Genomic DNA, 13,800 nt, shown 5'->3' with positions numbered 1-13,800 from the left:
TATCTATTTCTTCAAAAGTTCATAAAATCTATAAACATAAGATCTTGCAACATCATCATATCAATTAAAGACATTGCTAACATTAATGGTATTAAATCAGCGTATTCTTGAACTATTACTTGTGGGTCTTCTCCTTGTTGTATTGCTGTAACTAGTTTGTTAGCCTTCTCTTCTAGTTCTTCCTTTGCCTTCTTAGCTTTTTCTAATCCTGTAGGAGTTAAAGAGTAAACTTTCTTTTTAAATATAAGACCTTTCTCTTTCTCAAAAACTAGCCCTTCTTTTTCCATACCTTTTAATGTAAGTTCTACATTTTCTTCGTCTTCTCTTAAGCTATCAGCAATCTCGCTGCTAGTTAATTCTCCTCTGTCGTAAAGTAATGCAAGTATTTTATCCGTTAGATTCATATTTTCATCTTTTCAAATGAAATTTATATTCCTTTCTACTGAACTTCCAGCTTCTTACCTTTTATTAAATCTTTTATCTTCAGAATTAATTGAGCATCTCTCCTAGTGTAAAACGTTATCGCTATCCCTTTTCTTCCCATTCTTCCAGTTCTTCCTACTCTGTGAATATAAGTTTCAACATCTCTTGGAGTGTCAAAATTTATTACTTTAGTAACATCTATTACATCAATTCCTCTTGACGCTAAATCAGTTGAGAGTAGTACGTTAGTTTTACCTCTTCTGAAAGACGATAGATTCCTTAATCTAACTCTTTGTGGTAAATCACCATGAAGCAAGGAAATTTCAAAATCGTCCCTTAGCTCCTCGTAAAGCTCTTCGACCTTCTTTTTTGTATTTACGAAAATAATGGTTTTCTCATTATCGTCTAACTCATCTTTTAATTTACTAATCTTATCTCTCCAACCTTTTACCTCGTAAAACAAGTGTTCTATTTCTACAGGTTTAATATCGTCAACTTTTAGAAATTCAATATTAGGAGAGAATTCCTTTGCAAGACTTTCCACTTCTTCTGGAACTGTTGCTGAAAAGAATCCATACATATCTGGGTTGGCATTTTTTAGTATCATCCTAACGTCATCAATAAAGCCCATATCGAACATTCTATCAACTTCATCAACTATTGCAACGGAAAAGCGTGAAAGATCTAAATAGCCTTTACCCCATAAGTCTAATATCCTACCTGGAGTCCCTATTACTATATCTTTTTTGGCCTCCTTATCTTGTCCAGAGTAGGGAACTCCTCCAATAATAACTCCTATACTCATTTTCTTATATTTACCTAGTTTTCTTGCCTCATCTGCTACTTGCTCAGCTAATTCTCTAGTAGGCGTTAATACTAAAGCTTGCTCTTCCTTTTCTAGAATAGGAATTAAATATGCTGCGGTTTTCCCTGAGCCAGTCTTTGCTTGAGCTAAGACACTCTTTCCTTGTAACATTTGCGGTATTGCTAATTCTTGAACTTTAGTAGGGTTGACATAGTTTGCTTCTTGTAAAGCTTTTGTAAGCTCTTCACTAAGATTTTTAAACATAACACATGCTTCTACTCCAGAGTTTAAAATATTATCTATTAAATTATATATTTCTACCAATCTTTAAAATTTAAAATTTACTAAATAATTCAAATCTCCAGGAGACGATATCAGAACGGATTTTATTCCTACACTTTCCAGTTCGTAAAGTAGGTCACGCACTTTACTTCCTTCAAAGGAAGGCTGTGAAATATTAGATAATATTTCCTTATTCTTTTCAGTCTTTACTATTATATATGGTATTATTTTTGGAAAACTTTCTTCAAGCCCTTTTATAGATTCTACTCCAGAAAAATGTAAGGCAAGGTAGAAATCTGCGTTAGATTCTAATCTAGCTAATATTTCAGTCCTGCTTTTTCTTAAACTTATCATCATCCCAGAACTAACACCGTAACTTTTTGCAATATTTACTGCCTCCTCTGAGGATAAATAACCTACTTCTTTACCTATTTTTGGCTTATCCCCTTTGGTGAATGCAATATTTAGATTAAAAGCCTTAGCAGTTAATGATAACGAATGCACGTAAAGCTCATTAACGTCAAGAAGCCTTTGGTTTATTATTATCCTCTTATGCTCATATTTTTCTCTGATTAAAGCTGCTATGGAAGTTGGTTTAACTGATGGCAAACCTAATGGAGAATCTGGTATGTCAAATCCATCAAAGGATGATAAGTCTTGTATTTCTTTCTTTATTTTTTCAATTTTAGTCTTTGGATGAACTTCTGCAAGTAATTGCATGGTAATACCTTCAAGCATTGGATTAAAAGATTTGATTTTAATATATGATGAATATATTAAATCTTATGAGATGCAGTGAGTGTAAAGAAGAAGCAATAATTAAGATACCTTACGCTCACAAGTACCTTTGTAAAGAGCATTTTATACAATGGTTTGAAAATAGAGTCGAAAAAACTGTTAGAAAATACAATATGCTTGAGGGAACAAGAAAATTGGCAATTGCAGTATCTGGTGGAAAGGATAGTACTACTTTACTTCATGTAATGACTAAGATAGCAGAAAAAGAAGGTATTGAAATCATTGGTATAACCATAGATTTAGGAATAGATATGGGCAAAAAATACTCGGCTAAAAGTGTAGAATTTGCTATTAAGAACTACGAAATGCTAGGGGTCAAATATAGGATTGTAAAACTAAAGGAGGAATACGGATTTACCATAGATGAAGCTAAGGTAAAGATAAGGAGACCAGTATGTAGTACTTGCGGACTTACAAAAAGATATATTCTTGAAAAAGTTGCAAAGGAAGAAGGTGCAGATACTCTTGCTACTGGCCACAATCTTAATGATATTGCACAATACGTATTAACTGGATACTATAATGGTGATATATTAAGTTTAGCTAGATTAAGACCAGTATCACCTGCTGAGAACGGTTATATAAAGAAAATTAAACCCCTATTCTTATCTCCTGAAAAGGAAATCATGACTTACGCATTAGTTAAAGGAATACCTTTCATTTATGACTCATGTCCTCATACATTTAGAGTCGGAGGAGAAACCCAAGATAAGATAAGGAGATCAATAGAAGAAATGGAAGATAAAATACCTGGCTTCATGATCTCATTAGTTACTAATTTTGAGGAAAAATTCAGACCATTAATGGAAGATATTCCTAAGGAAAGTTTAGGTAAGTGTAAGATCTGTGGAATGCCTACGAGTAAGGGCAGAGAAATTTGCTCATTTTGTGCTACTAGAATGAAATTAACAGAGGTGAAGGTAAATAGTTAAAATAATTTTACATTATCCAGACGATACTCCCGCAGGATATGTTATATATCAAAATGGTATGTCAAAAGTCTATGACGAAAATGGAAATCTCTTATTTGAGGTTGAAGGAGTATTTCCTCCTATACCGTCTAAGGTTAATTATAGCTGGATAGATACAATTCTAGAGAAAGGTCTTCCAGATGGTAGGAAGAGGTTTATATTGTATGTTGCATCGAGATATCTTGTAAACGTTAAAAACTTAAATGAAGATGAGGCACTAGAAAAATTAAAGGAGTTTTATTACAAAACAGGATCAGGTAAGATTTATGATGCGTGGATAAGATCTGTTATAAAAGGAGTAAAAACTAAAGGATTGAGGCCTCCTTCTCTTAAGAAGCTTCAAGAAAAGGATCCTGAACTTTATGAAGAGATTAGAAGAGTCTTAGGTTAATTTTGTTTTAAAAAGATTTATTAGTTAATAGTAAAAGACTATCTTATGACCGAGGAAAAACAAGAACAAGAAAGAAGACAAACAAAGAGATGGGATAGGTTCACATGGACAGTAGTAGTAGGACCTTTAGCTTTCTTCTTCGTTCTATCAATAGGATTAGCATTATATCTAAATAATTTTGGACCTTGGAGAGCAGTAGTTCCAGTAGTAATAGGTTTTGCAATATTCTTCTTCATAATGGGCGTATTCTTAAGGAGCAAATTCGGTAGACTTGCGTTTTAACTCTACATCTGATTTGGGATAAATTAATTTTTTGATTTGGGTAAAGATATTTTTAGATTAATTCCATTTTTTATCGTGATGAATGGAACTACAGTAAAACAAAACATGTTACAATGGGCAGGAATGCTATTGTCAACGCTATGGGCAGGAGTCCATTTAGATTTAGTAGACGCGAAACTACCTAATCCAACTGCTACATTAATCTATAGAATTTTCTTCGGATTTGTGGCTTCATTGGCAATAGTGGCTGCAGTTGCTTTAATACAGGGCATTAAGAAGCTCTACTTGCCAATAACAATATTTTATGTTATAGACTTTGCATTACTTTTAGAGACTAGAACAGCACCAGCACCGTTCGTAGGAAAAGTTTTGCCATTCAATCCTTACGTTGACATCTCGCTAATAATAGACGCAATAATGATAGTGCTATCTCTAGCATTATGGAAAATAAGTAAGTAAAAGAAAAGACAGTAGGTAGTTTTTTCTAATTTAAGGTATTATTTTTTATTAATGCAAACTTATGAGCTAAAGGAAGAGATCGTCCACTTTATATCTGGTTCTGGAATTTATAAGGAAACCAGAGAAATTAGAGTAAATAGATATTTGACTAGATCAGGCTGGGTCTTAAACAAAATTGAGGGAAAAGAAGAAGAAATTAAATCTCATGAGGAATGCGTCTCTTATATCTCTCCCGCAGTAAAGGAATGGGAGAACTTAGATGAAATATTATCTAAGTTAACTGACGTTAATGTTACGGTAAAAAAGATACATAGAAAAATAAATGACTGTATAGAGGAAAAAATCCTAAATTATGTTGAATATAACGGACTAAAATTTGCATATTCTGGAAAACCTTCAGACCTTAAGGCTGTAGCAGACTTCTTAAAAATGCAAAGTATCTCTATGAATGAAAGGATTTGGGGACTAGAGCGAATGAATGTAATTTTGGATCCTGAAGCTACTGCTCACTTATTTCATCAATTCATGAACTTTCTAAGAGGAGATAATCCAAGGATTAAACTAGGAGAAAGAATTTCAAGTGAAATAACTGTTTATGATGACCCTCTTAATGAAAATCTTATAGGTTTTTCTGTATTTGATGATGAAGGAGTTAGAACTCAAAAGAAGGAAATTATAGGAGACGGAATAGTCTTAGAATATCTAGGTACCTTAACAACTAAGAATGGAAGTCCAGGTAATGCAAGGGGAGTTTTACCTCTTCCAGACTACTTTAACTTAATTGTAAAGCCAAAAGACTGGGGATTTCAAGAATTAATTCAAGATACTAAAAATGGGCTGATGGTTTTAGGAGTTATAAGAAGTGAAATAGTAAAAAATAGCATAAGGCTCTTCCCTAGAAACTCTATGCTAATAGGCTCTGGTGGTGTAATAGTAAGAGAGATCGCAATACCTTTGCAAGAATTAACTACTATTGATGCAATTTCTAAAGAAGTTAAGAGCGTGTATATAGATGATTATCACGGTGGAATTGCCCCATTCATACGACTAAAAGCAAGGCCTATTGTTTACTAGTAAACTATAAGAGCTAAATGCCATTTATTAATATTTTTGAACTTCTAATTGTATTCTTCTTTATTAAGTGAGAATATATTGAAAAATATTCTAATCACTAAAACCCTGAATTAGGAACTGTAACCTTCTTCTAATTATAATCCATCAACCACTTTCTCGAATTCTTTAACTTTACTTAAAGGTAAACCACTAGTGCCTCTTTCCATTGCCAAGATTTCAGACACTATACTTAAGGCTATTTCTTTCTCCGTTTTAGCACCTATATCTAATCCTGCAGGTATCCTTAATTTCTTTAATTCATCCTTTGATATACCAGCCTTTATTAGCCTTCCTAGAATTACTTTTGCCCTTTTTATACTCATGACCACTTGTATTGCCTTAGCGCCAGCTAATATGCTTTTCATTATCGCCCATGTGTCGTAAACGTGTCTGGTGCTTATTACTACGTAATTTCCTTTTATTAATTCGTCTGGTATGCTGAAAACTTCTCCTTTTATTACCTCGTCAGCTTCATAATCGTTATCTTCAGCGAAAGGATCTATAACTATTACATAAAATCCTAGATCTTTTAGATACTTTGCAACATAAGGTGCAATTCCTAAACTTCGGCCTATACATTTACTTCCATCAATTTTTACTGTATCTCTATCACAAATTATAGGCTCTTCCATTTGCGCTTCTTTAGAAGACGTAAATATAACAATCTTCATGAGAAAAAGAATGGAAAATAAAAAATATATATTTAGATGAGCGACAAGAACGACCTTATTAAATTTATTAATTTGCTAATCATTCTTTGAATTATAGATTTATAGAAAATTAATAGCAAATATCTTATATTGTAAACTAAAAGAATTCTCTTTGCGATTTTTTCCTGTTGATCTAATATTTCCAAGAGTTTTGAGGAAAATGTAGTTAATCTAATTTGCTTAATAAATGATATAAAATCCTTTACTATTGTCTTTATATTACTTCCAGAAGCAAAAGAGTTTGCATAATCTTCATATTTCTTTTTTAACAAATTAACGTTGATAATGTCATCAAGACCTATATCCATGATTAATATATTGTCAAGTATTATTTTAAAAGAGAGTAGACTATTTCACGACGTTATAGAAATTCTTACTTGATGACTTCTGGGAAATTCCATTTCGAAAAGCCTCTTTAATAGAGTTTTTAATTCCTTAGAGCTAACGATGTATGTAGAAGTGTTATAGCCCTTCTCCGTTATTTCAAACTCGTCTTCTTTCTTCCTTTTTATTTCTATCCATCTATCTCCTTTAAAACTCTCTACTCGTAATATTTTTCCTTGTTCTAGTTTTAAACATTGATTATAAACTATCTTATCAGATCCCCTAGCCGAGATCCATGGCATGAATCTTCTTTACTAATTTTTTAAATCATATAAAAAAGTATATTCATGGTTCAAATTTTTATTCCTACTTTAGGAAGAGAATCTATTAAAGATACATTAAATGCATTAAAAGCACAAACATTTAAGAATTTTGAAATTATATTAATTTCAAAAAAACAACTTAATATAAATGGAGTAAATAAAATAATTATACAGAAAGAAGGATACTTTGAGGAGGCAATAAATTTAGCCTTAGAAAACTTAAATCCTGACGACCTTGCGTTATTTTCAGACGACGACGCAATACCTTCAAGTAAATGGATAGAAGATCATCTAGAATTTCACGAAAAGAATCCATTAATTTATATTGCTTCTGGTGAAGTCATTGGAGAAAAATGGAAAAACTACCCTAATGCCCTCTTTAAAAAATATAAAAATACAAAATATATGATGCCCTACAATAGTAAGTTTAGTGAATATACCGGATTTCTTACAAAGGTTGGACTTAGCGCTGATAGAGACGATTTAGGAACTTACGATGTAGAGAAATCCTTAGCTATTGCTGGAGTTAATATGAGTTTAAAAACTAATTTCTTTCTAAAGTATAAAATTCCTACCTTTACTTTAAGAGGAAGCTATAATGAAAGTATTTTGGCACTTCATGGAATATATTTAGGAGGAGATTCTGCAACTTTTAAAGGTGCTAAAGTTTACCATAAAGGAAACGAATCTCTATCTAGAACTAAAGATCCTTATATAGATAAATACCTTTGTTTAGAAAAGTATGTTTTTCCTTATGCAGTTAATACTATTTTCAAAATAGACACAAATCTTTTAGAGGAATTTATCTCACTACTAGAGGAAGGAATACCTAAACTTGGCTTATCACTTGCGTTAAAAGGCATTGTTAATAATTATACTTATTTACAATTTAGGAAAGAATTACTTAGGTTATATGAACTTCGTGAAACCGTTCTTTAAATAGTAATAAGTCCTTACTAACTCTGCATGGGACCATACTAAAGGAGATACGGAAGGATAATTCCCAGATGGAGTAATTTGTTCTGGTATAATTCCAGTAGGCAAGGAGTTTTTCAGAACCCAATTTAAATATTCTGTAGCTTTTTCAATATTACCTTCTGCTATGTGTTGTTGGGCAACCCATAATGTTGTTATAAACCATGGATTAGGCTTGTCGCTTTCCTTCAAGTACCAATCTTCCTCATATCTTATAATTCCGCCATTAACAGTAAGCTTTTCCTCTACAACTTTTCTATTACTTATTACTCTGGGATCCATAGGATCATATACGAGCATAGCTCCCAAGACAGTGCTAGCATCAACAGTCTTATCAAAGCCCTTATCTCCTAGCATTCTGGCAAAATGATCCCCTTGATAAAAAGTATCTAAGCCTTTTCTTACTAATTGCGCAGCAGAGAAGTACTTGTCCTTATATTCCTCATCTCCAAAAAATTCTGCAAATTTTGATGCTGAAACTAAACCAGCATATACTGCTGCCGATGTAAAGAAATGAACTCCTCTTCTTTCTTCCCATAAATCGTAAGAAGGTAAAGGCAAACCAGTTTTCTCATCAATATATGTAGATAGAAAGTCCGCTGCAGATTTTACCATAGGTCTATATAAATCCTTTACGAAATCTACATCCCAGAATTTTCTAAAATGTATCCATAAAGCGTAAATTAATAGTGCAGTTTCATCTTCCTGAATAGGTACGTAGCCAGTTGTCCAAGGATGCCAAGTTGAACCCCAGAATCCGTCCACGGTGTATTTTTGGAATAAGAAGCCATTAAATAATAAATTCTTGGAAAAAGTGAAGAATTTCCTAGAGAAGTCCTGATAACCTAGTAATGTTAACGCTATGCTAGCAAAGGCTGCATCCCTATGCCAAACATAATTGTAAGTATCTTTATTAAATCTCATTATATCCGTATCTAGCGATGCCGGAATTGCACCGTTTTCTTGCCAGTTTGCTACAATAGTTAAAAGACTCCTCCTTACAACCTTATCGTAGTCTTTAGCTTTTATTAACCATGCTCTCCAGAATTTTTCTGTTCTATCTATTAATTCTCTAGGGCTCTTACTCTGTACGTACTCATTCTTCTTTCTTACATCACTGTAATTGTAACCTGCAATAAGCCAGCAATAAAATGTTGTACCAGTATTTATCTTAAAACTTATTGCCGAATCTACTGCTCCTTGGGCAATAGGATTGTTAGAAAGTTCCCCATCTTCACAGTCCTTCCAAGTACCTTGATAACCCATTACTTCTTTATAACCAGTTGCGTACTGATAAGTAGGAATATCACAAGTAAATAAAAACCATCTATCGCGTTTATAATGAATAATGCCATCCGTTGCCGGGTCATAAAGAGCAGTGTCTCCATATTCTGTACCATAAATATGATAATCCCACGCAAAAAAGACCTTAACTTCTTTATTTCCTTCTATTGTAACTTCTCTTGATAAAATTTCATAAGCCATATCTACAGCATCTTTTATTTTAATCTTTATACCTTCAACTGATGCTTCAACCTTTGATGATAAGGTGTCTTCTTCATATTCTATCTCAGGATGTAGATCGTGAAGCCAATAAAATCTATTATTTACCCAAATTCCTATTCTTCCCATGTGTAAATGGTTATCTGTACTTAAAGGATAATACAATTCTCTCAATAAATAATTTTGATCAGCCAAAATGGTAAGTCGACCGTTGCCAAGAATAATACTCCTTGTCATAATTGATTTAATATCTTAATCTAACTTATATATCTCTGTTCAGGGAATCTGCGTTTATAAAGAATGAGTTTATAGAGAATAATATGAGCCGATTTAGCGAGAGACAATTAATAGGATTAGTATTAACAGTTATAATTTCAGCTGTAGTTGTAGGTCTTGCTATATTTACATTAGCTAATTTAAAAGTGATTCCAGCAGATTATACGCTTTACTTCTATGCAACAATATGGTTCGTAGGAGCTGTACTAGTAGCATACCTAATTTCTGAGATAGTTAAAAAAAGATTAGGAAATTTCATTGGAGCAAGCAATGCTACTAGTGTGGCTTTTATAACTAGATTGTTGGGTTACATTATAGCATTCATTGGATTCTTCCTATTAGTTCATGTAAGTATAGGTGCAGCATTAGCCGCAGGAGGGTTTGCTGGACTAGTTTTAGGCTTAGCTTCTCAAACAGTTTTATCTAACATCTTTGGAGGAATAATGTTACTTTTTTCAAGGCCTTACAAGGTTGGAGATAGGATAACAATATCAACCTGGCAATATGGATTAATAGCTCCAACATATCCTCCTAAGTTCTTCTCTAACGATTTTCTTATCCCAGGCTATACTGGAGTAGTAACTGACATCTCACTACTTTATACTACAATCTATACTGATGATAAAGTGCCAGTAAAAATACCAAATAGCATTATGGTACAAGCCGCAATATTTATACATAATTCGGAGGAGGTAAGAAAAATAAGGTCAAAATATGAAGTGCCAAAGGATTTAGATCCGGAGACGGTAATTAAAGAATTAAAGCCTAGAATAGAAAAAATTGAGGGAGTTCTTGAGGTAGATATAAAAGTATTAGAAACCACATTTACTACATATATTTTAGGAATAGATACCTTAGCTAAATCAATATTTGAAGAACCTATTAGAGATCAAGTGCTTAGAATTACTATGAAAACTATTAAAGAATTACAGATAGGCAACGGGCAAAAACAATTAGCTAAAAGTTAATCTAATATCGTGAATAGGTAATTCATAAATTACCATTTTAACCTTTTCGTTTCTAACTTTAATTAATTCCGCTAAAGCTTCTGCATTATTATACAATTTGTCATTATACTTTAATTCTGATCCAATAATCCCATTATCATTAAAATATCCAGTAAAATCTAATGAATTACTCTTAATCATTATAACTCCAGAAGTTTTAGGTAATTCCCTTAATTTTATTAACGCTTTGTTAAGTTCTAGCGTTTCATCATAGATTTTTCTCATTACAGTAAATTTAGTTAAGGAAGAGTTGAGAAATGGAATGATGTGACCTTTAACTAGATGCTCGTCAAACTTACCATAGTTTTTAGAGAAAAAGTCAAAGAATCCTTTTCTTTGAATAAATTCACATCCTATATTAATTTTTGTTCCATCTGTTCTTTCTTGAAGTTGAAAGTTTAGTTTAATCTCAATTTTCTCGTCATTAGTTTTAAGATAATATTCTATATAATTAGGCAGAACATTTGGGCCTGTAAATTCTCCTTGATATACAATAACTTTACCTTTCTCGTCTTGTAAGACCAAAGCTGATAAGAATTTATTATCAGCTTCTTTTACGTCAGATGGAGGGAAATAATCGTTTTTAACTTTATCATAAACTTTTAGAAGAGTAACATGACCTAAGATTCCTGAAACGTAATATGGATTAGACATTACTGTATTAATCCACGTTTTACCAATAGGAACTGTTACTTCTTCGGTATATTGCATATAAACTACTTTTAGTTTGATAAATATAAACTTATCATTGTAAATACTGTTTCACCTTATTAAAAACATCAGCATGACAAAAATGAAAATGAGAAAAGGCTTAATTTTATCTTTTAGATAATTGGATTCCATGAAAGCTTATGACATGATAAGCTACTTACTTGAACATGCCGAGAACGGATCCATAGCAGCTTTAACTACTGAAGATAATATTCCTATTCTGCTAACTAAAAACGACGAGTATTCTTTCACTGCGTATATATGTACGCAAGATGGAGAAGTAAAGACAATTAAAAAAACATTTGATAAAACAACTTTTCATAGAGCGGTACTAGATTTTATAGACGAAGTAGAGGAATATATAGGTAAGGAAATTACTGACGTAAAAATTTCTGATGTAGCATTATTTACAAATTGTATTCCTAAGAGAGAGGAGAGAAAGCCCAGAGAGAAAAAAGATAACTTGCCTGATATTATAAGCGAATTAAGGAAGGTTTCAGAACCTTTCTATGTAGTGCCTTTACTATCTAATCAAGGAAAGCTTATAGCTTATGTTCCAGAAATAGGTGCAACGAGCTACTTTGATTTCATGGTTAATAACGTAAGTATAGTGAACGGAAAAATAGAACCGGCTAGCCCAGATTTAAAATTACTTTATTTAGTATTATTCACAAATAAGTTAGACCCGCATAATGGAAATCCGCTAACTACCCTAGATAATATAACGTTCTTTACTGCTGCTTTTATAGATAATGGTGATAAAGGAAAGGGAGAATTTGAAGGTAGAAGTGCTAATAAAAGAGTAGGGAAATTCTTTTTATCAACGTATAAAGGAGGACTAAGAACTGAGGAATTAGAATTTTTCGATTTAAGCAGTTTAAATAAAGGGAGACTTTATGCTGGCTTATTTGTAAAAAAAGATGAGAAAATACTGAGAATAGGAGGGATTAGCCTAGTAGATTTTCATAATTCTGGAAAATTGGAAATTAATGAGTATCTATTTGCGTCCTTCTCACAATCTGCCAGAAATGGGATTTTAGATTTTTCGAATTATGATAAGTTATTCTCTAATTTCCTTAATTTAGCAATATCTAAGAGCGATGCAAGAAGCTTATTAAAAGATGTTATAGAAATTCATTCCATGATGACTGACATGCCTTTTGCTTTACAGAATGTTAATAATCAGATAAGCATAGTAGATCCAATCTCTTTCTGGTATTATTCCATAAAAGGAGAAGATATTAGAGAATGTAATGATTGCCCACTTAAAGATAAGGTTAATTTGAGAAAAGAAATATTTAATACTCTTAGGAGAAGAGGATGGCTAAACGCTTTTTTCATATGATGATTGATCATGCTACTGATTAATGACGAATACGCCAGCGTCTGATTTAAATATCACAGCATTTGATAGTAATCATGATGATGACTTTGCCGAGTTTTGAACAATGAAATAAAACAGTGGTCTGATTTACTTAATATCCACTAAATGGCTCTACAACTATCTTACCAGGTTTTATTCCGTTATCAACTGCAATTTTAGTAGCAATTTTAGTAAATTCTGGTTCTCCACTTATGTAAAACATAGCATCTTGATTTTCCTTAAATATTTTATCGCTTATCTGTTCTATTTTCATTATATTGCCAAGATCTTCTTTAAATAAAATTACTCCATCCTCGTCCGGTTGATAATATATAATAACATTTTGAGAATTTTTAAGCAAGTATAGAGCCATAGATCTAACTGGAGTTATTCCAATACCCTTAGTTACAAATACATGTTTAGGAGAGTCTTTTATGACAAATTCATCTTGGTACGGGCCTTCTATTTTTACCTCGTCTCCTTCTTTTAGCATCAATAATTTTTGTTTAAATGGGGAATTTCTAATATTTGTAGTTATCATTATAAAATTTTCCCATGATGCACTTGCTATTGAAAATGTACGCCTATCATTATCGATAATGACGTCAATAGTATTTCCTGGGTTAAATTGCAACTTAGTATCGAATTTTACAACTAACTTATTCCCTATTTTGGATTTACTCAGAATTTTTGTCATAGCTATTTTTTGAGTGAACTAAAATAAAAAGCTTAGAAAATACAAGGAGATAAATCAAAGATTTTCCTTGTTGCAGAGCACACAAGGCAAAAAGTGGTAGGTTCTATCTTGTCTCCAGAATAAAGCCTGCTGGCAAGCGCATCAAGCATATCATTTATATCTTCATTCATTAATATTTTCTTAATTTTATCATCCTTTATGTGCTTCTCATAAGACGTTATAGATAATCCTACAATCTTGGAAGCTCTTCTTATCGGAACTCCCCTATCTATTAATTTTTTAATAAGTATAGTTCTTAAATACGGGACAACAAGAGAGTAAGCTTTTTCACATTCAGTTTGCCATTTCATGAATGAATGTTATCTTAATGGAATAAATATTAAATAT

18 protein-coding genes are annotated in these 13,800 nt (G+C 32.2%); 8 read left to right on the top strand and 10 right to left on the bottom strand.

Annotated elements, in window-relative coordinates; genetic code table 11:
- Positions 1–11 precede the first annotated feature (11 nt).
- The 3 genes from D1866_RS12660 to D1866_RS12650 all read right to left on the bottom strand — a co-directional run bounded on the left by D1866_RS12660 (position 12) and on the right by D1866_RS12650 (position 2,230).
- The gene (locus D1866_RS12660; RefSeq protein WP_152940353.1) at positions 12–404 is read right to left on the bottom strand and encodes a helix-turn-helix domain-containing protein; all 393 of its coding nucleotides are present in this window, start codon (positions 402–404) and stop codon (positions 12–14) included.
- A gap of 35 nt (positions 405–439) precedes the next feature.
- Positions 440–1,492, bottom strand: coding sequence for a DEAD/DEAH box helicase (locus tag D1866_RS12655; protein WP_152940351.1), 1,053 nt, complete (start codon positions 1,490–1,492; stop codon positions 440–442).
- A gap of 63 nt (positions 1,493–1,555) precedes the next feature.
- Positions 1,556–2,230, bottom strand: coding sequence for a hypothetical protein (locus tag D1866_RS12650; protein WP_152940349.1), 675 nt, complete (start codon positions 2,228–2,230; stop codon positions 1,556–1,558).
- Between the two features lie 65 nt (positions 2,231–2,295).
- Here D1866_RS12650 and D1866_RS12645 point away from each other — a divergent pair, with 65 nt between their 5' ends.
- From D1866_RS12645 to D1866_RS12625, 5 genes are all read left to right on the top strand, one after another.
- On the top strand, positions 2,296–3,240 hold the full coding sequence (locus D1866_RS12645; protein ID WP_152940347.1) for a TIGR00269 family protein: 945 nt from the start codon (positions 2,296–2,298) through the stop codon (positions 3,238–3,240).
- Positions 3,241–3,298: 58 nt separating this feature from the next.
- A complete protein-coding gene (gene priX / locus D1866_RS12640; RefSeq protein WP_152940345.1) occupies positions 3,299–3,670 on the top strand; it encodes a DNA primase noncatalytic subunit PriX in 372 nt (123 codons plus the stop codon).
- A 45-nt stretch (positions 3,671–3,715) separates the two neighbouring features.
- Positions 3,716–3,952 (top strand): hypothetical protein, encoded by a 237-nt coding sequence (locus D1866_RS12635; protein ID WP_013775749.1) that lies wholly within the window; start codon positions 3,716–3,718, stop codon positions 3,950–3,952.
- A gap of 78 nt (positions 3,953–4,030) precedes the next feature.
- Positions 4,031–4,411 carry a hypothetical protein gene (locus D1866_RS12630; RefSeq protein ID WP_152940343.1) on the top strand — a complete coding sequence of 127 codons (381 nt, stop codon included), beginning with the start codon at positions 4,031–4,033 and terminating at the stop codon, positions 4,409–4,411.
- 51 nt (positions 4,412–4,462) lie between these two features.
- Entirely contained in the window at positions 4,463–5,485 is a 1,023-nt protein-coding gene (locus D1866_RS12625; protein WP_152940341.1) for a metallopeptidase TldD-related protein, read from the top strand.
- 134 nt (positions 5,486–5,619) lie between these two features.
- On the opposite strand, the gene D1866_RS12620 is transcribed toward D1866_RS12625, so the two are convergent.
- The 3 genes from D1866_RS12620 to D1866_RS12610 are packed head-to-tail and all read right to left on the bottom strand — an operon-like array spanning position 5,620 to position 6,860.
- Positions 5,620–6,195, bottom strand: a complete 576-nt coding sequence (locus D1866_RS12620; RefSeq protein ID WP_152940339.1) for an XdhC family protein — start codon at positions 6,193–6,195, stop codon at positions 5,620–5,622.
- Between the two features lie 32 nt (positions 6,196–6,227).
- Positions 6,228–6,542, bottom strand: coding sequence for a hypothetical protein (locus D1866_RS12615; RefSeq protein WP_152940337.1), 315 nt, complete (start codon positions 6,540–6,542; stop codon positions 6,228–6,230).
- A gap of 45 nt (positions 6,543–6,587) precedes the next feature.
- On the bottom strand, positions 6,588–6,860 hold the full coding sequence (locus D1866_RS12610; protein ID WP_152940335.1) for a hypothetical protein: 273 nt from the start codon (positions 6,858–6,860) through the stop codon (positions 6,588–6,590).
- Between the two features lie 45 nt (positions 6,861–6,905).
- On the opposite strand from D1866_RS12610, the gene D1866_RS12605 reads away from it, so the two are divergent.
- On the top strand, positions 6,906–7,820 hold the full coding sequence (locus tag D1866_RS12605) for a glycosyltransferase family A protein (protein ID WP_152940333.1): 915 nt from the start codon (positions 6,906–6,908) through the stop codon (positions 7,818–7,820).
- On the opposite strand, the gene D1866_RS12600 is transcribed toward D1866_RS12605, so the two are convergent.
- Positions 7,791–9,596 carry a glycoside hydrolase family 15 protein gene (locus D1866_RS12600; RefSeq protein ID WP_152940331.1) on the bottom strand — a complete coding sequence of 602 codons (1,806 nt, stop codon included), beginning with the start codon at positions 9,594–9,596 and terminating at the stop codon, positions 7,791–7,793. The genes D1866_RS12605 and D1866_RS12600 overlap by 30 nt on opposite strands.
- 83 nt (positions 9,597–9,679) lie before the next feature.
- Between D1866_RS12600 and D1866_RS12595 the strand changes: the two genes are divergently transcribed.
- The gene (locus tag D1866_RS12595) at positions 9,680–10,603 is read left to right on the top strand and encodes a mechanosensitive ion channel family protein (protein ID WP_152940329.1); all 924 of its coding nucleotides are present in this window, start codon (positions 9,680–9,682) and stop codon (positions 10,601–10,603) included.
- Here D1866_RS12595 and D1866_RS12590 read toward each other — a convergent pair.
- On the bottom strand, positions 10,589–11,353 hold the full coding sequence (locus D1866_RS12590) for a hypothetical protein (protein ID WP_152940327.1): 765 nt from the start codon (positions 11,351–11,353) through the stop codon (positions 10,589–10,591). The genes D1866_RS12595 and D1866_RS12590 overlap by 15 nt on opposite strands.
- A 130-nt stretch (positions 11,354–11,483) precedes the next feature.
- Between D1866_RS12590 and D1866_RS12585 the strand changes: the two genes are divergently transcribed.
- Positions 11,484–12,698 carry a hypothetical protein gene (locus tag D1866_RS12585; protein WP_152940325.1) on the top strand — a complete coding sequence of 405 codons (1,215 nt, stop codon included), beginning with the start codon at positions 11,484–11,486 and terminating at the stop codon, positions 12,696–12,698.
- A 130-nt stretch (positions 12,699–12,828) separates the two neighbouring features.
- Here D1866_RS12585 and D1866_RS12580 read toward each other — a convergent pair whose 3' ends face one another.
- Together D1866_RS12580 and D1866_RS12575 are read right to left on the bottom strand one after the other, a co-directional pair.
- Positions 12,829–13,413 carry an FAD-dependent oxidoreductase gene (locus D1866_RS12580; RefSeq protein WP_152940323.1) on the bottom strand — a complete coding sequence of 195 codons (585 nt, stop codon included), beginning with the start codon at positions 13,411–13,413 and terminating at the stop codon, positions 12,829–12,831.
- Positions 13,414–13,445: 32 nt separating this feature from the next.
- Entirely contained in the window at positions 13,446–13,763 is a 318-nt protein-coding gene (locus D1866_RS12575; protein WP_152940321.1) for a transcriptional regulator, read from the bottom strand.
- Positions 13,764–13,800: the final 37 nt, after the last annotated feature.

The organism is Acidianus ambivalens (assembly GCF_009729015.1).
Classification (GTDB): domain Archaea; phylum Thermoproteota; class Thermoprotei_A; order Sulfolobales; family Sulfolobaceae; genus Acidianus; species Acidianus ambivalens.
The sequence above is the reverse complement of the archived record's forward strand: the minus strand, read 5'-3'. Positions and strand labels throughout refer to the sequence as shown.